This window comes from Hydrogenivirga caldilitoris (assembly GCF_003664005.1).
GTDB classification, from domain to species: domain Bacteria; phylum Aquificota; class Aquificia; order Aquificales; family Aquificaceae; genus Hydrogenivirga; species Hydrogenivirga caldilitoris.
The window spans coordinates 1,481,260-1,505,748 of the sequence record NZ_RCCJ01000001.1 but is presented as its reverse complement, the minus strand read 5'-3'; the positions used below and the strand labels follow the sequence as shown (position 1 = coordinate 1,505,748).

The following is a 24,489-nucleotide window of genomic DNA, read 5'->3' as shown; positions in this document are numbered from 1 at the left end:
TTTTACATTATACTCATTTAAGAAAATGAAATACATATTGCTGCTGCTTTTCCTGATTTCTTCGGCCTTTCCTAAGGTGTTTATTGAGTCTAACTATCCTCTCAGAAACAATAACTTCTCTCAAATCCTTGAGAAAGAAGGCTTAGCCCCCGTGCTCTGGGCTCTTCAGAGGCTCAAGGATGTAAAGGATATCAGGATAAGTACTGTTGGTCCAGATACTGTCATTTACGTGGAGAGGTACCCTATAGTCAAAGAGGTGGAGATTGAGGGTAACTGGTTCGTAAGCGATGAAGAGATAGAGAATATAGTTCTTGTCCGTGAAGGTGAGGCGCTGGTTAACTTTGACCCCGATAGCGCAAGGGAAACTCTGAAACTCTTCTATTCAAGGGAAGGTTTTCTTGATGCGGATGTGGATATAAAGATTGACATAGATGAAAGAGGCTACGCACGTGTTAAGTTTAAAGTTAGGGAGGGAGACCTATACTTCTTTAAAGGAGCTAAATTCTTTGGCGCAAAGAGTTTCCCCGAGGACAGACTTACCTATGAAACAGGGCTTTTAATCGGTGATGTCTTCAATGAAGAAGCTGCAAGGAAGGGTGTTAGAAACTTATACGATTTTTACAGGAAAAAGGGTTTCCTTGAAAGCTCCGTATATTACGATGGTATTGAGAAGGAGAAGCTCAGTTCTTCCTTTCCTCGCGTCCTTTTTCCAGGTGTTGAAGGAGCAAAGAGGAGTGTGCTCAGGTCCTTTATACCCCTGTTTCGCGGGATGTCAAACCTGATATCCCACCCAATAGCTGTAACAAAAGCCCTCTTCGGCTCGGGGTCGGTTGCGTTTCCCAGATACATCGTTAACGAAGGAAGCCACTACAACATAGTTTTTGAAGGGAACTCTCACTTTGATGGGAAAACTCTACTTTCACTCCTTGACCTGGACACGCCCGGTGTGGACATCTTTTTCTTGGAAAAGAGCAAGAACGACATTATCAGATTTTACAGGGATAAAGGTTTCTTTGATGTTAAGGTTGACTACGCCTTTGGGGAAAGAGGTATAAGGTTTCTAATAGAAGAGGGGCAGCGTTACTCACTTAAGGTGCTTGGTTTCAAGGGGATCAGATTGCCGGATGACTATGATAGAGAGCTTATAGAGCAGAGAGTTCAGTCCTTCCTAGATAAGGTGCGCAGTGAAGGCTATCTTACCGCTCAGGTAAAGCTCTACGAAGATATAAACAGAGAAAGGAAACAGGTTTATCTTGTGGTTGACTACATCCGAGGAAAGAGGGTATGGCTAAGAGGCGTCCACTATACCGGAGAAGACCAACGCATTGAGGAGATAATTGGCAGATATAACGCTCTAACCCCCAGGATATTTGAAGGCAACTATATAGAAGAGCTTAACAGGGATATAATGGACTTTCTTAAGTCAGAAGGCTACCTTGACGGTGACTTCTCGGTGAAGATTGATGTCTCTGAGGATAAGGATAATATGTACCTTACCTACTTTTATTCGGTTAACAAAGGGGAGAGGTACAGGTACGGAGAACTCCTGGTTTACGGAAATGAAAAGACGCATTTCAAGGAGATCTATTACACCGTTGTGAAGGAGGAGTTCTACTCCACTCAGGCTGAGGAGGAGAGCCTATGGAACCTTATACAGAGTGAGAACTACGTAGGTGTCAGGACTGAGAACTTTGTGGACAGGGAGAGCAAGAGGGTTTACAGACTCGTAGAAGTTCGGGAGGACAAGAGGGGTCTCTTTGAACTCTCAGGTGGCTACAACACTGAAGAAAAGCTCAAGGTTGAGGGGGGTGTAAAGCTAAAGAACCTCTTTGGGGTAGGAATTATACTCAGCCTGAAGGGGGCAAAAAGCCAGAAGTATGAAACTTACGAAGCGGAGCTGTCCGATAAGTTCCTCTTCTCACGGAAGTATTTTGCCAGTATCTCTGCCTTTCGCAGACTTGAGTTTCACAACAACTATGACCTTGAAAGTGATGGTCATCTTGTATCCGTAGGTTACAGGTTGAGCAGGTGGTTCTCCATGAGTGCCTTCTATTCTGGAACAAGAAACGATGTGAGCGGAACCGGTGCCGGGAGATTCAATTTAAGGAGGTTTGGTTTCTTTTTAGTGAGGGAGATAAGAGACGACCTGGTAAACCCTAAAAACTTGACCCACAATAGTTTCAGAGTTTCAAGGGTCAGCGGTGACAGGGAGTACTATAGAGTGGAGGTGAATAACTTTATACTCAGGGAAGTGATAAAGGGACTGTCTGTGAACGGGAAACTTGCCGGAGGCTGGACCGGCAAGGAAGCGCCCATCTTTGACCGTTTCTTCCTGGGGGGATTAAGAGATATGAAGGGTTACGACTTTGAATCTATAGGCTCACCAGAGGGAGGGAGAACCTTCCTCTTCGGGAGGCTGGAGCTTCTGTTTGTCTTAAGGGAACCCCTGTGGCTGGGGTTGTACACCGATTCCGGAAATGCAGCCGATACCTTTTCAGAAGCCCTTCACAACCTAAAGTATGACGTAGGAACAGCCGTGGGGGTAAACACCCCAGCGGGTTTTATAAGATTGGATGTGGCAAAACCTCTGAGCAAGGTAGAGGAGCCGACTTCAAAGTTTAAGGTTTATCTATCAATTGGTTTTGTTTATTGAGTGTGTTCGCTATAAATTCTCTAAGCTCCTCACCTATGTCCTCACGCTTTAAGGCGAACTCAAAGACAGTTTTGAGGTAATCTAAGGGGTTTCCGGTGTCGTACACCTTCCCATCTATCTTGAAGGCTAAGATCTCTTCCTCTTCAAGTAAGAGCTTCATGGCATCGGTCAGTTGTATCTCTCCTCCCTTGCCGGGCGTTGTTTCTCTCAGCTTCGCAAATATCCTGGGGGTGAATATGTACCTCCCAACTATAGCTAAGTTTGAGGGAGCTTCTCTGGGTGAGGGTTTTTCAACAAGGTCTTCAATTATCAAAGCTCCTTCGCTGGATTCCTTTACTCGGGCTATACCGTATTTGCTTACCTCTTCTTCTGGTACCTCAAATAGGGCTATGACACTCCTACCAAACCTGTTGTACAACTCCAGCATCTTTTTAAGGTTTTCGCTTCCCTTCTCAAGGATTATGTCTCCCAAGGAAACTATAAAAGGCTCTTCTCCAACAACCGGCTCGGCAGTAAGTACAGCGTGTCCCAAACCCAGCTGTTGTTTCTGTCTTACGTATATCGGATTTATCATGTGGCTCACTTCCCTTATGTTTTTTAAAACCTTTTCTTTGCCCGCCTCCTCAAGATGTCTCTCAAGGTCCGTATTTATATCAAAGTGGTGTTCTATTGGTCTTTTGTGTTTACCTGTGATAAAGATAACATTCTCAATCCCGGCTTCAAGTAACTCCTCAACTATGAATTGGATTACGGGTTTGTCAATTATGGGAAACATCTCCTTGGGCATAGCCTTCGTTGCGGGTAAGAACCTTGTACCCCATCCAGCCACCGGGAGAACCGCTTTCCTTACCGTTTTATATCCCATTCCTACCCCCTCTAATGGTTTCAATCATTTCCCTCACTGCCCTTTCAAGTCCAAAGATGACTGAGTTTGCAATTATGGAATGTCCTATGTTCAACTCCTCAATTATATCCGATAGTTCAAGGATACCTTTAACATTCTGGTAAGTTAGTCCATGTCCTGCGTAAACTCTTAAACCAAACTCTTTAGCCTGTTTACCCGCTTTTCTCAGTCGCTCTATCTCATCCTTCGCCTCAGAGAACCTGTGTTCGTTCCAAAGGTTCGCATAAGTCCCGGTATGGAGTTCTATAGCGTCCGCTCCGGCTATGTGGCTTGCCTCAACCTGAATCTCTTCAGGGTCTATAAATAAGGAGACCTCAACACCCTCACTCTTGAGGGGTTTTATGTAGTCCCGCAGATAGTCCTCCATACCCTTTACGTCCAAGCCACCCTCCGTTGTTATCTCTTCCCTTTTTTCAGGGACGAGGGTAACCCTGTCGGGCTTAACCCTGAGGGCTATCTCCCTCATCTCATGGGTAGGAGCCATCTCAAGGTTTACAGGAACTATAACGAGCTCTTTTATCAGCTCAAGGTCTCTGTCCTGTATGTGCCTCCTGTCCTCCCTGAGATGGAGTGTTATCTGGTCTGCTCCAGCCTGCTGGGCTATAAGGGCTGCAAACACCGGACTTGGCTCAAAGGTTCTGCGTGCCTGCCTGAGGGTGGCTACGTGGTCAATGTTAACTCCAAGTCTCATAGAGCTTATTTTAACTCTTGGATTAAAATTTTCCTCGTGCTGCTGGGGTTCATAGTCCTCTACATACTTGGAACCATACTCATAGGTGTTTTTGCAAGCACCCTCGTTAAAAACTCAAGGGATTTTATCCTTGCGGGCAGGAGCCTACCCCTCTACATGGTCACCTTTGTCTCCTTTGCCACCTGGTTTGGTTCTGAGACTGTTCTCGGAGCCTCCTCGGTTATGGCGAGTGAGGGACTCTACGGTGTAATAGAGGACCCATTCGGAGCTTCTCTGTGCCTGATACTTATAGGTCTCTTCTTTGCGAAGAAGCTGTACAGAATGAACCTCCTTACCATAGGAGACCTTTACCGTAACGCCTACGGCAGGAAGGTTGAAATTCTCGCAAGCCTCATGATGGTTTTTTCTTACTTCGGTTGGATAGCAGCTCAGATGGTTGCGGTGGGTATAATTCTCCACCTCATTCTTGGTGTACCTCATTCGGTAGGCATACTTGTGGGCTTCGGGGTGGCTCTCCTTTACACCTTTATGGGGGGGATGTGGGCTGTTTCTCTCACGGACTTCTTTCAAACCCTGATGATAATATTCGGTCTCCTTGCGGTTCTCTATGAAGTTTCCTCTGGTTTTTCTCAGGTGCTTCCAGTCCTTGCCTCTCAGCCGATGGATTACTACAGGTTTTTCCCAGAGCCGACACTGAAGGACGTTCTTCTTTACGTATCAGCCTGGATAACGATCGGTCTCGGCTCTATCCCCCAGCAGGATGTGTTTCAGAGGCTTATGTCTGCTAAGAGTGAAAGGGTTGCGGTTGTCGCTTCAATTCTTGCGGGCTTTATGTACCTTACGGTTGCCATGATACCTCTCGTTCTGGCTGTCTTTGCAAGGGTTAAGTACCCTGAGCTTGTGAGCTCTGATCCCCAGCTTATGCTTCCCACCATGATACTGGAGTACTCCAGCTTCCCCGTTAAGATACTCTTTTTCGGAGCCCTTCTTTCAGCTATCATGAGTACGGCGAGCGCTGCCATACTTGCTCCGGCATCACTTCTGAGCGAAAACGTATTCAAACCCCTCCTGAGAGGACTCACAGATAAAGGTTTTCTCTGGCTCACGAGGTTCTGTGTGTTAATTGTGTCCCTTGTATCCCTCGCCTTTGCCCTTTCCGGAGATTCCATATACCACCTTGTAGGTAGCTCTTCCGCCCTCAGCCTTGTATCCCTCTTTGTTCCCCTCGTTGCTGCCCTTCATTTTAAAGGTTCTAATCCCTACTCGGCGTTTGCATCGATCCTGTCTGGTTTTCTCCTCTGGGTCTACATGGAGTATATTCTAAAGAGTGAGTTCGCTCTGATATCTGGCTTCTTTGCAAGTTTTGTCGCCTACACCGTGGTGAGCCTCCTCTTTAAGCTCTTCAGAAACCGATGAGCTTTGTGCATTCATCGTAAATTAGGTCTGCAACCATGTTTGCCTCATAAAGACTCTCCGAAATACAACCGTAATTGCACGCTTTTTTGTAGAGCTTCCTAATAGCCTCGTTCCCGCTTTCAGGCTCAACCTTTTCACAGCTTTTAAGCTCTCCCCTGCTCTTCTTTTCAAAGCACTCCACGGCATATCTGGAAACTTTCTTGCACACGTCCTCCGCCAAAGCGAAGCTAACGATAAACAGGATAGTTAGGTATATCCTCATCACTCTTTCGGTTTGCTCAGGTTTATGTATATCTCAACTCTGTTGTTCCTCTCCAATAGGATGGGTTGTTTCCAAGTATAGAGGGGTTTCGTATCGCCGTACCCGGCTGCAGATAACCTATCTGGTTCAATACCCTGAGTCTGTAAAAATCTCACGACCTCCGTAGCCCTTCTAACGGACAGCTCCCACCTGTCTCTGACTACCGCTCCTTTCACGTCAACCAAACTGCTCACGTGTCCCTCAACCCTTATGTAAGCATCTTCAGGGAGTTTTTTAAGAACACCTGCAACCTCGGTCAGTGCCTGTTGGGCTTTTGGGGTAAGCTGGTAAGCACCATCTTCAAAGAAGACCTTGTCAAAGAGCCTTAGCTTGACAAAGTCAGCGGTTATAACTATCTGGAAAGCCCATGGTGGGAGGACTTTCTGGACCCTTCTTTTTATCTGAAGGGCAACCTCTTTCGGAGGGGGAGCGATTGGCGGTAGTATTGAGGTCTTTCTTACAAACATCTTTCTCTCCGGCTGGAAGTAGGATATAAATCTCTCAAGCTGGGCAACATCAAGGCTACTCATCGCGTATATGAGAATGAAGAAGGTTAAAAGCAAAGACATCAGGTCGCTGAAGGAGGTAAGCCAGGCTGGAGGTTTCGGACACTCTTCCTTCTTCTTAAAAGCCATACTTCACCTCACGGGTTCAGTTTTATACAAAACTCTATCCTCCTATTCTTCTCTCTATTTTCTGGTGTGTCGTTGGGAGCTATAGGATGGTATTCTCCGCGCCCCACCGCTGAGAGTATCTCCTGGGGATATCCACAGCTGGCAAACAACTTCAAAACGCTTACGGCTCTCATGGCAGATAGCTCCCAGTTGGAAGGAAACCTTGGATTTGATACAGGCATACTGTCCGTATAGCCTTCAAAGGTTATGGGTAGAGAAAAGGGTTTCAATCTTGTGCACATGTTCAGGAAAAGTTCCTTAGCCTGGGGATAGGGTTCCTCACTGCCAAGGGGGAAGAGCTTACTCGTATTTACCCTGAGTTTCATGCAGGTTCCCGTGACCAGATAGTCAGCCTCTATCCCCATTCCCATAAGCTCTTTCTTTATTTGGGTTATCTCTTTTTTCAGCTCTGCAAACTTCTTAACTCTGTAGTGCATGTTTTCAAACTGTACAGGTATTCGGGAAGCTTTAAGTGCCCCACCTTCAGCAAAAACAACCTGCCTCCCACCAAAAGCTTCCACGAGACCCTTCAAAACCTGGTAGAACTTTTCCAAGGATATGATACTCATAGAGTAAAGGAGTATAAAGAAGGTCAGGAGTAGAGACATCAAATCCCCGAAAGAGGTAAGCCAGGCTGGAGGTTTTGGGCACTCCTCCGGCCTCTTCCTGGTAGCCATCAGACTTCCTCGGTGACCTCAAGCCCGAGCATTATAGAAAGCTCCTGCCTGAGTATGTTGGGGTTTACACCTTTCTGAATACCCTCAATAGCCATAAGGTATATGGTTTTGAAGAGGATCTCCGTATTCTTCACCTTTTTGAGTTTTGTGGCAATAGGTATAGCGAAAGCGTTAGCGAGAATAGCTCCGTACAGGGTTGTTATCAGAGCAACGGCCATTCCCGGTCCTAGGGCGGAAGGGTCATTCAAGTTCTTTAGCATCTGTATCAAGCCTATCAATGTACCTATCATCCCAAAAGCCGGGAAGAGGTCTCCCAGTCTTTCCCATACGGCAACGTTAGTTCCAAGTTTATCTTCAAGCTGAGCTATGGCACCTTCCGCACTTATCTTTATCTCCTCAAGCTCAAGTCCGTCAACGAGCATCCTTATCATATCTCCGAGAAGGGGGTCTCTCTCGTAGTAAAGCTCTATCTCAGACTCAAGGGCAAGTATGCCCTCTCTCCTAACCTTTGTGGCGATCTCTGAGAGGAATTCAACCGTTTCCATCGCATCCGGAGGTTTCCATAAAAAAGCATCCTTTATAGAGGCTACACCTCTTATAAACTCCTTTAGGGGAAAACCTCCCATCGTTGCTGCCATACCTCCCCCAACAACTATGAATATGGAGGGTATGTTTATAAAGGCAGCCGGACTACCGCCAATAACTATGGCGATAACGATCATTATAAAGGCTCCGCCTATCCCTATTAATGCTCCTGGGTCCATCTCACTGAGTTAATAAATCGGAAGATACCCTATAATTTAAAGCACATGGAGGAAAAAGAAAAGTTAATAAGCGAGAAGGAAGTAATCAGCTTACTAAGGAGCAAGAAAAAGCCGTTTGCTTTTCTCCAATTGGCTAAACTCTTGGGTATAGATAAGAAGCAGAGAAAGGTCCTTAAAAAGATACTCAAAAGCCTTAAAAAGGCTGGCAAGGTTAAGGTTGTAAACGGTAAATTCATGTACAGTGAAGAGGAAGAGATAGTTGGTAAGGTCATACCATATCCGGCAGGCTTTGGTTTTCTTGAAGTAGAAGGTAGGGAAAAGGACATATACATACCTCCCTTTGAGCTTCAAAAGGTTCTTGCTGGAGATGTGGTCAAGGCAAGGGTAGTTGAGTTTAAGGGAAAGAAAGAGGTTAGGATAGAAAGAGTACTAAAGAGAGCAAGACACGAGGTTGTTGGAAAGGTTAAAAGGGACAAAAAGCGATGTTTGCTTGAGCCTTTAGACCAAAATACCCACATAACTTTCTTACTCTCTAATAAAGAGTGTGAAAGATACAAAGACGGAACCGTGGTAGTAGCTAAGATTACTACCTTCCCTAACGGGAAGTCTCCTGCTCGGGTTAAGGTAAAAGAGGTTATAGGACATCCTGAAGAGAGGTTCTTGGCGATAGACCTCCTCATAAAGAAGTACAACCTGCCTACAGATTACCCATCTGAGGTTCTTGAAGAAGTAGAGCGGTTATCTGAGGAAATACCTGAGGAAGAAATAGCCAGACGTAGGGACCTCAGGGAACAGGTATGTTTTACTATAGACCCTGAAAAGGCTAGAGACTTTGACGATGCCGTTGCTATTGAGAGAACAGAAGAGGGATATTACAGGCTCTTTGTCCATATAGCCGATGTTTCTTATTATGTTAAGCCTGGTACAGCCCTTGACGAAGAAGCCTACAAGAGGGGTTTCACCTTCTATCTACCTGACAGGGCACTTCACATGCTTCCTGAGAAGCTATCTGCGGGATTATGCAGCCTAAGACCCAATGAAGATAAGCTCGCCTTCACCTGTGAGATGGTTTTTGATGAGAGGGGTGAACTGGTTTCATATGACGTTTACGAAAGTGTAATAAGGAGCAAAGCAAGGCTCACCTACAATGAGGCTCTCTCTATAATCGTGGGAGACCCTGCCCTTGAGGATAAGTTTCCCCATGTGGTTGAACCCTTGCGAATGATGGAGGACCTTTACAGAGTCCTCAGTAGAAGGAGATGGGAAAAGGGGAGCATAGACTTTGACTTGCCTGAGGCTGAGGTGATAGTTGACGAATATGGAGAACCAACTGCTGTGGTTCCTTATGAAAGACACGTTGCTCACAGAATAATAGAGCAGTTTATGATATCCGCCAATGAAACCGTCGCTTTACACCTTGAAAACGTTGGTTATCCTTGCCTTTATCGTATTCATGAACCTCCCGATGAAGAAAGGGTGGAGAACCTCTTGGAGATTCTGAACGGTCTCGGTTATTCGGTCAAAAAACCGAAGGAGTTTACACCCAAATTCTTTCAGAAGATAATAGAGGACTTTGAGGGAAAACCTGAAGAACAGCTAGTTAGGTTTTTGACCCTCCGTGCTATGAGTAGAGCTAAGTACAGCCCCCACAACCTCGGTCATTTTGGGCTTGCCTCGGAACATTATGCCCACTTTACCTCTCCCATAAGGAGATACCCGGACCTCATAGTTCACAGGCTCCTGAAGTTATCCCTAAGGGGCGAGGAGGTAAACTACGACCAGCTCATTGAGTACTTAGAAGAAGCTGGAGAACACCTGTCTGCTCAGGAGAGGCTTGCTGATGAGGTTGAGTGGGAAGCTATAGATATACTGAAGGCTCGCTATATGCGCTCAAGACTGGGAGAGGTCTTTGAAGGAGTCATAACGGGTGTAGTGCAGTTCGGCTTCTTTGTGGAGCTCAGAGAAACCTTGGTTGAAGGTCTCGTGAGGATAAACACCCTCACAGATGACGACTACGTGTTTGACGAGCCAGCCCATAGATTCGTTGGTGTAAGAACGGGAAAAGTTTACAGGCTTGGGGATGTGGTCAAGGTAAAGGTCTTGGCTGTTGATGAGGAAAGGGGCAAGATAGAGCTTACGCTCGCCGAAGAAAGTCAAGAATGATCTCTCTGTGGTCAAAAACCAACCTTTCAAGGGGTATATCCTCAAGCTTAAAGATTTTTACCACCTTTGCATCGCTTCCTGCCTTTGGCTCTCCTTCAGCGTCTCCGACGAATACAACGGAAACCACATGAAACCTTGGGTCCCTGTTAGGTTTGGAGTAAACCCCTAACAGCCCAGATAACTTTACCTCAAGCCCTGTTTCCTCCCTTACCTCCCTGACCGCAGCTTCCTCAACGGATTCTCCAACCTCTACGAAGCCTCCTGGAAGAGCCAACCCCACGGGAGGGTTCTTTCTCTCTATCAGGACTATCCCCCTGAAGCCCCCCTTCTTCCACAACCTTATAACCACATCGGTGGCAAGGTAAGGTGTCTTTACACCCATGGTTGTTATATTATGGATTTAAAATTGTATTCCATGCTTTCAGAGCTATTCGGCGTGGAGATAAACCCGCTCCTTGCACTTCTATGGAGTTTCTTCGTGGGTCTCGTCTTTTCCACCGTGGGGGCAGCGGGTGGTATACTCGCAGGTGTTGGACATATATCAATCTTTGGAATCCCTCAGGCTAACAGCATAAAGCTGATGAACCAGCTCCTCATTCTCACCTCAACCCTCATATCCGTCCCCTCCTACTGGAAGCAGAGGAGGGTTATTTTTATCCTCGGTTTCCTCTTGGGTATAGGCAGCATAATAGGAGCTTTTGTGGGTTCAACCTTATCCTACAAGTTCCTGCCAGACTTAAAGAGCTATAAACCAATCTTTGGTTTGTTTACACTTGTGGTGGCTTTTAAGGTTTTTTACGACGTTTTCAGTAAGGGTAAGGATATAAGAGACGTGGAGAAAAGGATAGAAGAGAAGGGAAGGTCGGATCTGAGGACCAGGGGTGTTTCACTCTTCAGAGTAGAGCTTGCGTTTTTAGGAGCCAGCTACACTTTCAATCCGATAACTCCGATTGTTGCTGGTTTTGTTGTTGCAGTGATATCCTCCGCCCTTGGTGTGGGGGGTGGCTTTCTCCTTGTACCTTTTATGGTATCGGTTATGGGTTTGCCCATGTTCCTCGTTCCCGGCACGAGTGCTCTATCCATACTTGTAACGATGACCGTTAGTGCCGGAAACTATCTTAATCTTGGTGCAAAGATAGACCTACAGCTTCTTGTTATAGAGGTTCTTGGGGTTATGACCGGCTCACTCCTCGGTCCCCATCTCTCACGAGTCTTGAAAGAGCGAAAACTGAGGCTCGCTCTTGGAATTTTACTCCTGTACATAGGTTTCGGGTACACACTTGGAGCCTGGATTGAAAGAACTTTCGGTATAAGGCTCCTTTAGAAAGTAGGAGCGGCTCCCCACAGGAGGAGCCAAGAGGCTTTAGGGGTAACCTGCACCAGATTCTACCTTTACAGGTGGATACTCTCTCGTATTATCTCCAGGCTTGAGAGGATATCCACGGTACATGTAAATCGCATAAGCTTCAAGAGCTTTCATCTCTTCACTGTCTTCAGGAAGTTCCTTTCCCTCCAGGGGTTTCTTTATGCACCAGTTTATCATCTCCCTTAGGGTTGCAACTTTGCCAACGTTGTCCTGAAACTTTGGAAAGGTGTGAGGATTTGAGTTTGCCCCATCTGGGTGACAGTTGGCACAGGTAAGCCCATTCTTACCAAGCTTTGGGTCGTGCCAGAGCTGATCTCCCTTCTTCACGAGAGCTAATAGTTCCTCATTCATCAGCTTTAGGTCTTGCTGAGAGAAGGGTTTCCTTGCTTCAGCTACGTTCATAAAGAGGCTTATGGAAAGCCCCGCCAAAACGCCAGCGCCCAAGATGAATCCTGCCTTTAAGACTCTCATATCACCACCTCCCTAATCAAAGTGGAACACCATCCTTCAAATCGTCAGGTATAAGCTCAGCCCAGGTGTGATACCTCATCTTTCCCAGGAAGGTATCGTCTATGTAAGTGCTTGCAAAGCCAACACCATCGTATATATCACCTGGGTCAACCCTAAGCATCCTTATCTTGGGATAGGGAAGTTCAACAGGTGGGTAGGGCCAGGGCCAAGCTGTTGCAAGGTTTCCTATGTGGACCATGTTTCCTGTTTTGTTGTAGACAACCTGATGGACGTGTCCGTGGATGGCTATCACCTTTTCAAACTTGGAAAGGATCTCCCTAATCTGTGGGGCGTCCTCCGTCTGAAAGTTCCACCTTGGGTAGTAATTCCAGAGAGGTGAGTGGGTGAACACAACAACAGGTGTATCTGGGCTGAGGTTTTTAACATCTCTTTCAAGCCACTCAAGCTGTTCTTCCCTTACACCCCACAGCCCGCATATATGACATTCAAGTTCTGCTATGGCAAGCATCCTCTCTTCGGGAGACATATTCCGTGCAGTCCAGTAGTCTCTCACCAGTATGGAGTTCATACCTATGAAATGAACCCCTCTGTGATTAAAGCTCCAGTATGGTTTTCCAAACATCTTTCTCCAGGTCTCCCCCATGTCAAGGTACCAGTCATGCTCGCCAGGGATTATGAAGTACTTTATGCCGGCTTTATCAAGCTTATCCAAGAACCTTTTTCCCTTTTCAAGTTCAGCTACCTTCCCGAATTGGGCAAGGTCTCCTATAAAGAGGACGAAGTCTGGCTTAGGGTTCATATTAAGTATGTCGTTAATAGCTCTGGAGAAGGTTTTATCAAACCTGTGGTCGGGCATTTCATAGAGGTGAGTGTCCCCTATTACCACAAAATTAAAGGGGCTTATCTTGCTCTTTCTGGAGCTTTTTGCCTCCACCACATTCACCACACCCATAAGCGGTGATAGGGCAGAAGCGGTGAATGCTGCCATACCAGCTTTTGCTGATACCTTGATGAGTTGACGCCTGCTTATCTTCATATCAACCACCTCCCTTTGCAGTTTCTCCTTCATAATTTGGAAGTTCAGGCTCCTCTACCTGAGGAACCGTGTTGCAGGTCAAAGCTTCAAGGAAAGCCACAAGGGCTTCCTTTTCTTCCTCACTCAGGTTCAGGGGTTTTAACAGCGGGTCCTTGTTGGGAACATTTCCGCCTCCCTGGTTGTAGAACTCAACCACCTCCCTCAAACTCTTGAATACGCCGTTATGCATATAGGGTGGAGTAAGGGATACGTTCCTAAGCGTCGGTGTCTTAAAGGAGCCCTTATCTCTCTCATCTTTAGTTATGAAGTACCTTCCCAGGTCTCTGTCTATCTTATCCGGGTCTTTAAAACCGTGCTCCCTTAAAACGAAGTTTCTTGTTACCCTCACGAGGGTTTCATCTTCAACTCTGTTCTTTGGTACTCCAGTTACGTGAAATTTGTTGTCTGTAAAGTTAGGACCGTTATGGCATTGTACGCAGCCCGCCTTTCCTACGAACAGTTCCATTCCTTTTACCTGAACCTCGTCCATGGCCTTCTTGTCTCCCTTCATGTATAGGTCAAAGGGAGAGTCGTTACATACGATGGTCCTTTCAAAGGCTGCTATGGCTTTGACTACGTTCTCTATGTTCACCGGATTCTTCTCCCCAGGGAAAGCTCGTGAAAAAAGCTCACGGTACTTGGGTATCTTCTTCAGCCTCTCTTCCAAGAGGTCATAGTTTAGGTTCATCTCAAAGGGAGACTTTATTGGACCTTTTGCCTGTTCTTCAAGGCTTTTTGCCCTTCCATCCCAAAACATGAGGGTGTTGTATGCTGCGTTCAGTACCGTAGGTGAGTGTCTGAAATGTTTGTTCTCGGGATAGGCTGGAGACATAAACCTCTTCTTTGCCCATCCCTGGTTAGGGTCGTGGCATGTAGCACAGGAGGTACTTCCATCTCCGGAGAGCCTCGGGTCAAAATACAAGAGTTTGCCAAGCTCTACCTTAACAGGTGTGCTCGGATTATCTTTGGGTTCTGGTGGCTTGTCTGGTAAAGGACTTATGTTAGGTCTTTTAGCTGAATCTGCGCTTCCGAGTGTGAAAAGTATGCCTACCAGAGAGGCAAAAAGAATACCCTTTTTCATTTCTACCCTCCTACCTGAGCTCAAAGACTACGCTTGTGGGCTTACCCTCTTCTACCTTCACGTTAAGGGCTTTCTCTCCAAAACCTTCGTGCCATAGCCTGAGCTTGTAGTTTCCCGGAGGTAATCCACTTATCTTGAAGCTCCCCTTCTCATCGGTTACCGCGTAGTATGGGCTGTCTATAACCACAGCCCAAGCTTTCATCCACCCGTGTATGTTGCAGGTTACCTCAACCACTCCGGGCTTTTTTAGCTCAACCCTGTCAACCATACCCTTCTTATGCTGTGATAGCTGAAATATGGTTTCAAAGTCTTGCACACCGTTAGCCTCATGTTTTACTGTGTCGTTGTTTACCACCTCCAGCGTGGACCCTGCACCCATAGCTATGACCCTGGGATGGAATTCACACTTCTCCTGTACGAGCTTTACGGTTTCTTTGGGGGGATTTCCCGCTCCCTCAATGAATACGACGGCGTTTTTAACACCACCTTCATCGGATACAACGTAAACTTCATCAATCTTGTAACCTGTTCCACACACTTCCTTATCCTTTGTTATAAGTTTTTTCCTGTTCTCCAGCTTCCTCTTACCCACGTAAACGACCTTACCTTCAACGATTCCCGAACTTGTGGCTTTTGCAAGGGTCACAGAGCTTTGGAAATGCTTTACGTACCTGAACTTGTAGTGCCCTTTCTCTTCTACGGACATCGCCGTGGCAGACAAGGATAAAAGAGTCGCTACGAGTGCCGCCTTAACTTCTTTCATGTTGCCACCCTCCTGATATCTATTCTTGTTATGATAATATGCATAACTGATAATAATTCGCAATAAAAATTCTTTATGAAGTTCATAAAAGAGTTTTATAAATTCTTACTAATTAATATTCTTTAGCAGTTATATGATTTAGCATTCCTCTGTTAAAATAACAAGATTATGCGAATTCCCTTTAGCTGGCTTTCTGAGTTTGTTGAGCTTGAAGGTCTTGCTCCTGAAGAGGTAGCTCAGGAACTCTCCCTAAAAAGTGTGGAAACCACAGTTGAAAAATTTGGGCTTGAACTTGATGGCGTTGTCTTTGGAAAGATACTTGAAACTAAACCCCACCCCAAGAATAAAAAGCTGTGCATCGTAAGGGTGGAAGTTGCAGAGGGTATGAGTATAACAGTTGTTACCGGAGACCTAACCCTCTCCGAAGGCAAGGTTGTTGTGGTTGCCCTGCCTAACTCCAAAGTGGGCGACAGATGTATAACCAAGAGAGAGTTTGAGGGTATTCCATCTGAGGGTATGTTGCTGTCCGCCCAGGAGCTTGGACTTGAGGAGCACAGCGAAGGTGTTCTTAGCTTTGACGAGTATATAAGACCGGGAACGGATGCTGGAGAGTTACTGGGTTTCGGTGAGAAGATTTTGGAGCTTGACATAACCCCTAACAGGGGAGACGTGCTAAGCGTAAGGGGGCTCGCAAGAGACCTGAGTGCCCTACTTGGTCTCACCAAGAAGGCAACCGAAACCAAAACCTTTCAAGAGTTTGGAGACCTGAAAATATCTATAGAGGATAGGGACTGTAAACGTTATCGGGGTGTAGTTATTAAAGGTGTCAGCGTTAAGCCCTCCCCTATCAGCATAAGAAAGAGACTGTGGCAATCAGGACTCAGGTGTATAAACAACATCGTGGATGTTACCAATTACGTTCTCCTCCAGGAGGGACAACCCTTACACGCTTTTGACCTTGACAAGCTAGAAGGAGGCATAGTGGTAAGGAGTGCAAGGAAGGGGGAGACAATAACAACCTTGGATGGGGAAAAAAGGGAGCTTGAGGAGTGTGTCCTTGTCATAGCAGACAGCTCAAGACCTGTTGCTGTTGCGGGTGTTATGGGAGGGCTTGATACAGGCGTAGTGGAAAGCACGAAGAACGTTCTCCTGGAGGCAGCCTATTTTGAGCCTTCCCGTATAAGGAGGTCCTCCAAAAAGCTGGGCATCCAAACGGATAGCAGCTACAGATTTGAAAGGAATGTAGATATTGAAAGGGTAGATAAAGCCCAGGATATAGCCGTTGACTATATCTTGAAAACCGCAGGGGGTGAGGTCTCGGCAGTAAAAGACCTGTATGTGGAGAGGTACGAGCCCAAGAAGGTATTTCTGTCTATGGGAAAGTTCATGAGGTACGCGGGGGAGAGCTACAAGAATGAAGAAGCCTCTTCAATACTTTCAGCTCTTGAGATACCTCACGAGATAAAAAGATGCGGTATTGAGGTTTTAATCCCTTCCCATAGGAGCTTTGACCTGGACCGTGACGTTGACATAATTGAAGAGCTTATGAGAGTGAAAGGCTACGATTACTATGCCTCGGATACATTAAAGTTACCCTTAACAGGAAAGCTCTGGAGGGATGAGTACCTGGAGATTAAAAAGTACTTAATAGATAAAGGTTTGAGTGAAGTAATAAACATCTCCTATGAGGAGGAAGACCTTTATAACCTCCTGGGCTTGGATAAACCTGCGGTTGACATACTTAATCCTCTCGTTCCCACCCAGAGGTTTATGAGAAGCTCTCTTATCCCTTCCCTTCTGCGGGTGGCGAAATTTAACGACAGCCACTATAACTATGACCTGGCTATATTTGAGCTGGGGAAGGTATTCTTTAGGGAAGGTGAAGAGGATAGACTCGGTATCCTTGTGAAGGGTTCTGTAAATGATTACCCTGGGGAGTCGTGGGACCCTCTTCGTCTCCTTGGGGTTGTACAAGGTATCTTTGAGAGTAAGGGGTTACCTTTTGAGTTGGAGCCTTCAGGGTTTGAATTTTTGCATCCCCACGTTCAGTCTGAGCTTGTGTTTGATGGTAAAAGGGTGGGTTTTGTAGGTAAGCTCCACCCTGAGTTGACCCAGAAGCTTGAGCTCAGAGGAGAGCCGGTATTGTGCGAGCTAAAACTTGAGCCCTTTACAAGGTCTGTTCTACCTCAGTACAGCCCTCTATCCAAGTTTCCTCCGGTTATAAGGGATTTAGCTTTTGTTATGGACAAAAACCTCTCGGTGAGTAAATTATTAAATGAGATTAAATCTCAGCTTAGAGATTTGGTGGAAGATGTTATGGTGTTTGACCTTTATGCGGATGCCAAGGTAGGGGAAGGCAAGAAGAGTGTAGGTGTTAGGATTACCTTCAGGAGCCTGAAGGGAAGTCTTTCAAGCGAGGAGGTAAGCGAGTTAATTGATCAGCTGGTTAGGAGGTTGAGAGAAGAGCTGCAGGTTGAAATAAGATAAAGACCTCCTGCCCTGTGCGTGGCCCAGGGATAATCAATGGGGCCTACAAGTGGGCTGTAAGGGAACCCGGCTTCGGGGGTGTCTTTAAAGGCTCTCCGAGAGGGTACCCACCTTAGGACGAGAGGCCCACGAAGTCTCTGGAGGTCACGGCAGGGTGGGTCCTTAACACCACTTGCCTTCTCCTCCTGGAAACAGGAGGTGGAAGAAGAATTGGTAGAGACAAAGAGAGATATAAGAAGGGAACTCTTAAGTAAAAGGGTTACTCTGCCTTCAGAGCTGAAGTCCTCCTACGATGAGCGTATAAGGGCAGGGCTAAGGACACTGCCCGAGTTTAGGCATGCGAACAGGGTTCTTCTGTACTGCCCCATTAAAGGGGAGCCTGACCTTACACCTCTCTTTGACCAGCTTTTCTCACAGGGAAAAAAGCTTGTACTTCCGAAGGTAGAAGAGGACGAGCTCCTCCTGCTGGAGGTAAACAACCTTACCTGTCTTTCCACGGGAGCCTTTAACATACTGGAGCCTGAAGATGGTATCAGTGTTACCCCCGAAGAGTTAGATCTGGTGGTGGTGCCAGGAATAGCCTTTGACGTGAATGGGTACAGGATAGGTTTTGGTAAAGGCTACTACGACAGGCTCCTGGAAAGAGTGAGCGCTCCTAAGGTTGGGGTTGCTTATTCCTTTCAGGTGCTTGATAGAGTTCCCAGGGACACTTGGGACAAACCTGTTGACATAGTTGTTACAGAAAAGGAAGTGATAAGGAGGTGTTGAAATGGAGCCGTTGGTTTTGATTGGTATAGCACTTGGAATTCTGGTGGGTAGTCTTGCTGTATTTCTCCTGATGAGGGGCAAGAAGGAAACTCCTCAGGGCAAGCCAATCAGCGTTGACGTGGAGAGCGAGTTGAAGAGGGCTGAGGAGGAGGCTCTGAAACTTATAAGAGAGGCTCAGCAAAAGGCTGAAGCGGCTTTGAAGGAGGCTGATGAAAAGGCTCATAGGATAATAGAACAAGCCCAGCGCGAAGCGGAGAGGCTTAGAAAGGAGCTGGAGGAAAAGAAGAGGGAGCTAAAGGAATTTGAGGAAAACCTCTTCGCAAAAGAAAGGCAGCTTGAGAGGAAATGGGAGACCATAGAGAGAAGGGAAGAGGAGATATACAGACGGGAGAAAGAGGTTAGGGAATTTGAAAGACAGGTTGAGATAAGGCGGAAGGAGATCCTTGAGCTTGAGGAGAGTCTGGCTAAGGAGCAGGAGGAGATAAGAAAGCTGAAGGAACAGGAAACTTTGGAACTCCAAAGGATAGCTTCCATGACTATGGAAGAAGCAAAGGAAGAGCTGCTAAGAAGAGTTGAAGAGCAAAGCAGGATAGAGGCGGTTAAACTGATGAAGAGAATAGAGGAGGAGGCAAAGGAGAAGGCAGAACTTGAGGCAAAGAGGGTTGTGACTACTGCCGTTCAGAGGATATCTCCCCAGATAGCCATAAACTACACAACTACCTCGGTGGAGCTTCCCAGCAACGAGTTTAAGGGTAGGATTATAGGAAGGGAAGGTAGAAATATAAGGACCTTTGAGCTCCTTACCGGTGTAGACCTGATAATAGATGACACTCCTGACGTTGTGACGATCTCTTCCTTTGACCCTTTAAGAAGAGAGATAGCAAAGGAGGCTCTTGAAAGGCTAATAGAGGACGGCAGGATACATCCTGCAAGGATTGAGGAGATAGTGGATGAGGTAAAGAAGGAGATGGATGAAAAGATAAGAAAGATGGGTGAGGAGACAGCCTTTGAGCTTGACCTTCACGATATAAATCCGGGGCTCCATTACTATATAGGGAAACTCTACTTCAGAACAAGCTACTCCCAGAACGTTCTCCTTCATTCTAAGGAGGTCGCGTACCTCGCAGGACTCATGGCTGAGGAGTTGGGACTGGATGCTAAACTGGCTAAGAGAGCTGGACTACTCCATGATATAGGTAAAGCCGTATCCCATGAGCTTGGAGGTTCCCATACGGATATAGGTGTGGAACTCTGTAAAAAGTACGGAGAGCCCGACGCTGTCATAAACGCTATAAAAGCCCACCACGAAGAGGAGCCGGTTAGGTATCCTGAGGTTGCTCTGGTGTGTGCAGCAGACGCTCTCTCCGCAGCGAGACCCGGTGCAAGAAGGGAGACCCTTGAGGCATACCTGAAGAGACTTGAAAAGCTTGAGGAGATAGTGAAATCCTTTAAGGGAGTTGCTAATGCATACGCTGTCCAGGCTGGAAGAGAGGTTAGGGTTATAGTGAATCCTGAAGAGATAAGCGATGAGGAAGCCTACATCCTTTCAAAGGATATAGCCAGGAAGATAGAGGAGGAGATGGACTATCCCGGACAGATAAAGGTAGTTGTAATTAGAGAGCTAAGACGTGTAGAGTATGCTAAATAATAATTATTAGCGCGGGTGTGGCGGAACTGGCAGACGCGCCGGACTCAGGATCCGGTGCCCGTTAGGGCGTGAGGGTTCAACTCCCTCCACCCGCATTACAAAAATAAATTATGAGGTTTTTGATAGTAGGTGATATCATAGGCAGTCCCGGACGAAAGGGAGTCCGCAGATTCCTTGAAGATAGAGGTGGCGAGTTTGATGTTGTTATCGCAAATGTGGAAAACGCAGCTGGAGGGTTTGGTATAACCAGGAAGGTGTATGAGGAGCTTAAGTCTTATGGAATAGACGTGTTTACTTCGGGGAATCATATCTGGGACAAAAAAGAAGTATATGAATTCATTGACAAGGCTGGAGACCTTCTCAGACCTGCCAACTACCCAGAGGGTGTACCAGGTAAGGGATTTGGTATCTATGAAAAGGGGGATATCAGGTTCGGGGTTGTAAACCTTATGGGTAGGGTATTCCTTGAACCGAATCTGGATAATCCCTTCCGGGTTTTTGACCGTATATACGAGTTGCTTTCTAAGGAGGTGGATATAGTCCTTGTGGATTTTCATGCAGAGGTAACTTCTGAGAAGTGGGCTTTTGGTATATACGCTGATGGAAGAGCTTCGGTGGTTTATGGGACTCACACTCACGTTCCCACAGCTGACGAGACCCTTTTAAAGAACGGCACTGCCTATGTAACTGATGTTGGTATGACGGGAGCTTGGTATTCAGTAATAGGCATGAATTATAAAGAGCCAATAGAGAGATTCATATACGCTTTACCTCGTAAGTTCAGGGTGGAAGAAAAGGAAAAGGTTGTTTTCAACGCTGTTAGTGTTGACATAGACGAGACCAGCGGTAAAGCTACGGGTATCAGCAGGATAAAGGAGATGTACGAGTGAAACTGCTCCCCGTCCTTTTCCTCCTCACAGCCTTTGTTTTCTCTCAAGTACCAGCTGAGTATAAGCTTCTCAAACAGTTTAGAGATACAAAGGATGTTAAGGTTGGTCTTTTTCTATTAAACAATTATCCAGACGCTGTCTTTAAGGACGAGCTTAAGGTAGAAGTTGCTAAATTGCTTGCAGAATCTGGGGATAAGGATAGAGCCAGGTTCATACTTACCGGTATAAACCTAGATAACGCTAGAGATGAATACGGGGAAACCGTTGCAAAGCTGTGGCTATCTTTAGGCTTGGAGGAGAAAGTCCTTGTGCTGAGGTTCCCTGAGCACGCCATAGAGCTTTTGCCAAAGGTTGAGTTAAATGAGCAGGAAAGGGAGAAGGTGTACAGCAGGCTCCTGTCAAAGGGACTTTACAAGGAAGTTCTGAATATATCTGAGAGCTGTTTTTATAGGGGCTTGTCTCTTTTCAGACTCAGGGAGTATGAGAGGAGTTTGGGTGAGTTGACCAATTGTCAGGACGATAGGGCGAAGGTTTACGCCCTCCTTGTTTATATAAAGCTTGGTGATACGAAGGGGGCAGAGGATTTCCTCAGACAGGCTGGTAGAGAAGACCTTTATTATAAGTACGCCTGGCATCTTCTTTCTAAGGGAGACTTAAAGAAGGCAAGGAAGTTTTTCCTTAGGTCTGGCTATAACTTTGAATCTCTGTTCCGCGTGGGGCTCATAGATTTCATTCTCGGAAGATACAGACTCGCCTATGAGAACTTTTCGGAAGCTCAGAGGTTTGCAGCAGGAAATATGGAGAGAGCGCAGGTGAGCTTCTGGAAGTATAAGGTCTTAAGTAAGCTTGGAGAAAGAGAACTTGCAGAATACTATCTAAAGGAGAGTGCAAGGTACGAAGGATTCTACGCCTCCGTAGCGAGAAAATTTCTGGGCTTGCCAGTGTATGAAAAGGGGGAATTTAAGCTCGTTGGGAAGCCATCTCCTCTCGGTATCAGGTTGCTGGGTATACAGAGCCTCGGGTTCAATTACTATATGAGACTTGAAGCTCTCAACAGAGCGGAGGAGCTTCTCCCAGAGGATATACTTGAAATCCTTAAGGTTGACCCGTACCTAGCCCTAAAGGTTGCCGCTCGCAATTACGGGGCTAACTCCCCTTTTTATAGAGGTATAGCCTATCCTTTACCTTTCAGACCGCTTGTGCAGAGAATTTCTGATAAGTTTGCCGTTAAAGAGGCGCTTATTTATGCTGTTATGAGACAGGAGAGTCTATTTGATACAAGAGCACTCTCTAAATCCAATGCAAAGGGGCTTATGCAGTTGCTTGACACAACGGCAAGGTGGAAGGCTGAGCGTATTGGGTTTGTGTATGATGATATTTATGACATTGAAACAAATATAACCCTTGGAGTAGCCTATCTGAGATATCTACTTGATTTCTGGAACGGGGATTTGGTTAGGTCTGTAGCCTCCTACAACGCCGGTCAGGGAGCTGTAAAGAGCTGGCAACAGTACGAGGACGATTTTGTTTTTATAGAGACCATACCCTACGATGAAACAAGAAGGTACGTGAAGAGGGTTATATGGTTTTACTACGTTTACTCGGAAAAGCTTTCAAAGGAGCCTCTCTGAGCCTTCTAGGTAATCAACAGGTTTCCTTCCAGCAAAGCCATCGTTGAGCTCATGCCAGAACATTATGGTTTCCTCATCCTCCTTCCAGCATAGCCATATGTACCTTCCCTCGTGGTAGGAGAGGAAATCAATGAGTATAGGGTCCACACCCTTTATCACTCCTCCAAACTCCTCAATCCTTAAGAAGCCGTGCTTTATCAGACTCTCCAGTTCCTTAACCTTGGTTTGATAGTACATCTTTTCTAGCTCGTCCTGTTCATCCTCCAAACGGGAATAAAACTCATAGAGTTCAGACTTCTTTATGTTTATATCCTCCACTATCGGCTTTATCTTTATAAGTAGGTTCCTCGCTTCTTCAAGGGTAAACACCTTCATGCTCTTAAATATGTGGTGATTAAGTGATATGTCAATTTGTTTTTGTGAGCTTAATACTTGACTTCCGGTTAACAGATGGGTTTATTTTTCTGAAAGGAGCTCAGGAGGTATTCACATGAACTTCTTGATTGTGCTTCTCCTTATGATAGGGGTGTCCTTCTCATTGCCCAAGCTGGTGTCACCAGAATGGTTGAAAGAGCATCTGGGAGACCCGGAGATCGTTATCCTTGAATTCTCAGACTCTCAGAGCTATCTCGTTGAGGGGCACATACCGGGTGCAAGACTTACGGAAAAAGAGGAGTGGAGGGTAATGGATGAGAAAACAGGAGCCCTTGTTAAGAAACCTCTCAAGGAGTACGAGAAACTCTTCAGGAAGTGGGGCATAAACAACAGCTCAAAAGTTGTCCTTTATTATAAGGGTAACAACACCAATGAGATTCTCGGTGCTGTCTACGCATACTGGATTTTCCATCTTCTTGGTCACGAGAAGGTAGCCCTGCTGGATGGAGGTTGGTCTGGCTGGAGTAACAAGGGTTTTCCTGTAAGTTACGATGAGCCACAGATAAAGGAAGGAAACTTCAGGGCAAACTATAACCCCAGGAAGGAGATAGATGCGGATTACCTGCTCAATAGCATAGGTAAGAAACCTATCTTAGATGGTAGACCTGTAGGGCATTACTTTGGTATATCCAAGTTTCCAGCTGCTAAAAAGTACGGACATGTTCCCTGTTCTATCTCTTTACCTTGGGAGTGGTGGATTCAGAGAGATAAGAGGACCAACAAGCTCCTGATAAAAATCCCTGCCTATGTAGATGAGTTTTTGAAGAATCAGGGTATTAAGAGGGAAGATGAAGTCCTGCTCTTTTGCTTTGGAGGCACTGGTGCAGCTTTTCTCTATATGGTTATGGACTTTGCCGGTTATCAAGGAATGAGAGTTTACGATGCATCAAAGCGTGAATGGGAGTACTTAAACTACCCGCTGAATAGATACGTATGGGAAACCTTCAGGGACTGCAGACTCCCTAACCGGTAACCTTGAAAACCTTTCTCACAGGGTCAAACCTTATAAAGTGGGTTACGAAGCCCACTTCTCCCTCAAGCTTCTCTTGCTCCAAACTTGGGAACTTCTTTGAGAGCTCTCCTCTCTTGAGCTTCCACCTTGGGAAAAACCTCGCCTTAATATCGTCCATAAAGGGTGCTATCTCCCTCTTCCACAGGAAGCCGAGGGGGTTTTCCCAGTCTCTTTTACATACAGAACTGTTCTCATAGAGCATGAGTCGGCACATGTCCGGCCTTGCCTCATATATGAGGCATACTCCCGTGTGTTCTTCAAGGAAGGGACAAGGTACCTCGTTCATACCTAAACCGCCGATCACACCCAGCTTTTCTATATCAAGGTCCTCCTCTTTGATGGGGAAACTAGGTGCGTACCCTACCCTTTTAGCCTCTTCCTCATAGAGCTTTGCGTAATTCTTTATCCTGTGCCAGATTTCCTTCCTTTCCTTTAACGGTAGCCTATTCAGAAAATCAACCATTAGGACAGCTTCAACTCTCTTTATCCAGAGGGTAACCCCGTAACAGCAGTAAGTACAGCCCCTTCGGCAGTCAACCTTGATGTCTTCCGTGGCTTTTTTAAGCGTTTCTTCAAAGAGCCGGCTTCTTTCCTCAGCATATTCGCTTTCTGAGGGCAT

General features: G+C 46.1%; 23 protein-coding genes and 1 tRNA gene. 11 read left to right on the top strand and 13 right to left on the bottom strand.

Features of this window, described 5'->3' with window-relative positions; all coding sequences use genetic code 11:
• The first annotated feature begins 25 nt into the window (after positions 1–25).
• Entirely contained in the window at positions 26–2,653 is a 2,628-nt protein-coding gene (locus BCF55_RS08210; RefSeq protein ID WP_170144775.1) for a BamA/OMP85 family outer membrane protein, read from the top strand.
• On the opposite strand, the gene galU is transcribed toward BCF55_RS08210, so the two are convergent.
• Both galU and pdxJ read right to left on the bottom strand, forming a co-directional pair.
• The gene (gene galU / locus BCF55_RS08205; RefSeq protein WP_121012649.1) at positions 2,619–3,518 is read right to left on the bottom strand and encodes a UTP--glucose-1-phosphate uridylyltransferase GalU; all 900 of its coding nucleotides are present in this window, start codon (positions 3,516–3,518) and stop codon (positions 2,619–2,621) included. The two genes, BCF55_RS08210 and galU, sit on opposite strands and share 35 nt — an antisense overlap.
• Positions 3,508–4,248 carry a pyridoxine 5'-phosphate synthase gene (gene pdxJ, locus BCF55_RS08200; RefSeq protein ID WP_121012646.1) on the bottom strand — a complete coding sequence of 247 codons (741 nt, stop codon included), beginning with the start codon at positions 4,246–4,248 and terminating at the stop codon, positions 3,508–3,510. The genes galU and pdxJ overlap by 11 nt, the downstream gene beginning before the upstream one ends.
• 36 nt (positions 4,249–4,284) lie before the next feature.
• Between pdxJ and BCF55_RS08195 the strand changes: the two genes are divergently transcribed.
• Positions 4,285–5,664: a high affinity choline transporter 1 gene (locus BCF55_RS08195; RefSeq protein ID WP_121012643.1), complete on the top strand. Its 1,380-nt coding sequence runs from the start codon at positions 4,285–4,287 to the stop codon at positions 5,662–5,664.
• On the opposite strand, the gene BCF55_RS08190 is transcribed toward BCF55_RS08195, so the two are convergent.
• The 4 genes from BCF55_RS08190 to BCF55_RS08175 are packed head-to-tail and all read right to left on the bottom strand — an operon-like array spanning position 5,651 to position 8,080.
• Positions 5,651–5,926, bottom strand: a complete 276-nt coding sequence (locus BCF55_RS08190; RefSeq protein ID WP_121012640.1) for a hypothetical protein — start codon at positions 5,924–5,926, stop codon at positions 5,651–5,653. The genes BCF55_RS08195 and BCF55_RS08190 overlap by 14 nt on opposite strands.
• Positions 5,926–6,600 carry an OmpA/MotB family protein gene (locus BCF55_RS08185; RefSeq protein WP_121012637.1) on the bottom strand — a complete coding sequence of 225 codons (675 nt, stop codon included), beginning with the start codon at positions 6,598–6,600 and terminating at the stop codon, positions 5,926–5,928. Before BCF55_RS08185 ends, BCF55_RS08190 begins: the two co-directional genes overlap by 1 nt.
• 8 nt (positions 6,601–6,608) lie before the next feature.
• Complete coding sequence (locus BCF55_RS08180) at positions 6,609–7,316, bottom strand: OmpA/MotB family protein (RefSeq protein WP_121012634.1); 708 nt, start codon at positions 7,314–7,316, stop codon at positions 6,609–6,611.
• Positions 7,316–8,080, bottom strand: a complete 765-nt coding sequence (locus tag BCF55_RS08175) for a motility protein A (RefSeq protein WP_121012631.1) — start codon at positions 8,078–8,080, stop codon at positions 7,316–7,318. The genes BCF55_RS08180 and BCF55_RS08175 overlap by 1 nt, the downstream gene beginning before the upstream one ends.
• A gap of 45 nt (positions 8,081–8,125) precedes the next feature.
• Between BCF55_RS08175 and rnr the strand changes: the two genes are divergently transcribed.
• On the top strand, positions 8,126–10,243 hold the full coding sequence (gene rnr / locus BCF55_RS08170) for a ribonuclease R (RefSeq protein WP_121012628.1): 2,118 nt from the start codon (positions 8,126–8,128) through the stop codon (positions 10,241–10,243).
• On the opposite strand, the gene BCF55_RS08165 is transcribed toward rnr, so the two are convergent.
• On the bottom strand, positions 10,215–10,625 hold the full coding sequence (locus BCF55_RS08165; RefSeq protein ID WP_121012625.1) for an NUDIX domain-containing protein: 411 nt from the start codon (positions 10,623–10,625) through the stop codon (positions 10,215–10,217). The two genes, rnr and BCF55_RS08165, sit on opposite strands and share 29 nt — an antisense overlap.
• Positions 10,626–10,658: 33 nt before the next feature.
• Here BCF55_RS08165 and BCF55_RS08160 point away from each other — a divergent pair, with 33 nt between their 5' ends.
• Positions 10,659–11,567, top strand: coding sequence for a sulfite exporter TauE/SafE family protein (locus BCF55_RS08160; RefSeq protein ID WP_121013185.1), 909 nt, complete (start codon positions 10,659–10,661; stop codon positions 11,565–11,567).
• A 39-nt stretch (positions 11,568–11,606) separates the two neighbouring features.
• On the opposite strand, the gene BCF55_RS08155 is transcribed toward BCF55_RS08160, so the two are convergent.
• From BCF55_RS08155 to BCF55_RS08140, 4 genes are read right to left on the bottom strand one after another with little or no spacing between them, the layout of a single operon-like run.
• The gene (locus BCF55_RS08155) at positions 11,607–12,080 is read right to left on the bottom strand and encodes a c-type cytochrome (protein ID WP_121012622.1); all 474 of its coding nucleotides are present in this window, start codon (positions 12,078–12,080) and stop codon (positions 11,607–11,609) included.
• 16 nt (positions 12,081–12,096) lie between these two features.
• A complete protein-coding gene (locus BCF55_RS08150; RefSeq protein ID WP_121013184.1) occupies positions 12,097–13,116 on the bottom strand; it encodes a metallophosphoesterase family protein in 1,020 nt (339 codons plus the stop codon).
• Between the two features lies 1 nt (position 13,117).
• Positions 13,118–14,236, bottom strand: a complete 1,119-nt coding sequence (locus BCF55_RS08145) for a cytochrome-c peroxidase (RefSeq protein ID WP_121012619.1) — start codon at positions 14,234–14,236, stop codon at positions 13,118–13,120.
• A gap of 10 nt (positions 14,237–14,246) precedes the next feature.
• A complete protein-coding gene (locus BCF55_RS08140) occupies positions 14,247–14,999 on the bottom strand; it encodes a carboxypeptidase regulatory-like domain-containing protein (RefSeq protein WP_121012616.1) in 753 nt (250 codons plus the stop codon).
• 168 nt (positions 15,000–15,167) lie between these two features.
• On the opposite strand from BCF55_RS08140, the gene pheT reads away from it, so the two are divergent.
• From pheT to BCF55_RS08110, 6 genes are all read left to right on the top strand, one after another.
• A complete protein-coding gene (gene pheT / locus BCF55_RS08135; RefSeq protein WP_121012613.1) occupies positions 15,168–17,486 on the top strand; it encodes a phenylalanine--tRNA ligase subunit beta in 2,319 nt (772 codons plus the stop codon).
• Positions 17,487–17,684: 198 nt separating this feature from the next.
• Positions 17,685–18,254, top strand: a complete 570-nt coding sequence (locus BCF55_RS08130) for a 5-formyltetrahydrofolate cyclo-ligase (protein ID WP_245960421.1) — start codon at positions 17,685–17,687, stop codon at positions 18,252–18,254.
• 1 nt (position 18,255) lies between these two features.
• Entirely contained in the window at positions 18,256–19,902 is a 1,647-nt protein-coding gene (gene rny / locus BCF55_RS08125) for a ribonuclease Y (protein ID WP_121012607.1), read from the top strand.
• 11 nt (positions 19,903–19,913) lie between these two features.
• Positions 19,914–19,997 (top strand) — tRNA-Leu (locus BCF55_RS08120).
• 15 nt (positions 19,998–20,012) lie between these two features.
• Complete coding sequence (locus BCF55_RS08115) at positions 20,013–20,792, top strand: TIGR00282 family metallophosphoesterase (protein ID WP_121012604.1); 780 nt, start codon at positions 20,013–20,015, stop codon at positions 20,790–20,792.
• Positions 20,789–22,423 (top strand): lytic transglycosylase domain-containing protein, encoded by a 1,635-nt coding sequence (locus BCF55_RS08110; protein WP_121012601.1) that lies wholly within the window; start codon positions 20,789–20,791, stop codon positions 22,421–22,423. The genes BCF55_RS08115 and BCF55_RS08110 overlap by 4 nt, the downstream gene beginning before the upstream one ends.
• Here BCF55_RS08110 and BCF55_RS08105 read toward each other — a convergent pair.
• Positions 22,406–22,798: a DUF2203 domain-containing protein gene (locus tag BCF55_RS08105; RefSeq protein WP_121012598.1), complete on the bottom strand. Its 393-nt coding sequence runs from the start codon at positions 22,796–22,798 to the stop codon at positions 22,406–22,408. The genes BCF55_RS08110 and BCF55_RS08105 overlap by 18 nt on opposite strands.
• 115 nt (positions 22,799–22,913) lie before the next feature.
• Here BCF55_RS08105 and BCF55_RS08100 point away from each other — a divergent pair, with 115 nt between their 5' ends.
• A complete protein-coding gene (locus BCF55_RS08100; RefSeq protein ID WP_121012595.1) occupies positions 22,914–23,831 on the top strand; it encodes a sulfurtransferase in 918 nt (305 codons plus the stop codon).
• Here BCF55_RS08100 and BCF55_RS08095 read toward each other — a convergent pair.
• Positions 23,821–24,489: a YkgJ family cysteine cluster protein gene (locus tag BCF55_RS08095; protein WP_121012592.1), complete on the bottom strand. Its 669-nt coding sequence runs from the start codon at positions 24,487–24,489 to the stop codon at positions 23,821–23,823. The two genes, BCF55_RS08100 and BCF55_RS08095, sit on opposite strands and share 11 nt — an antisense overlap.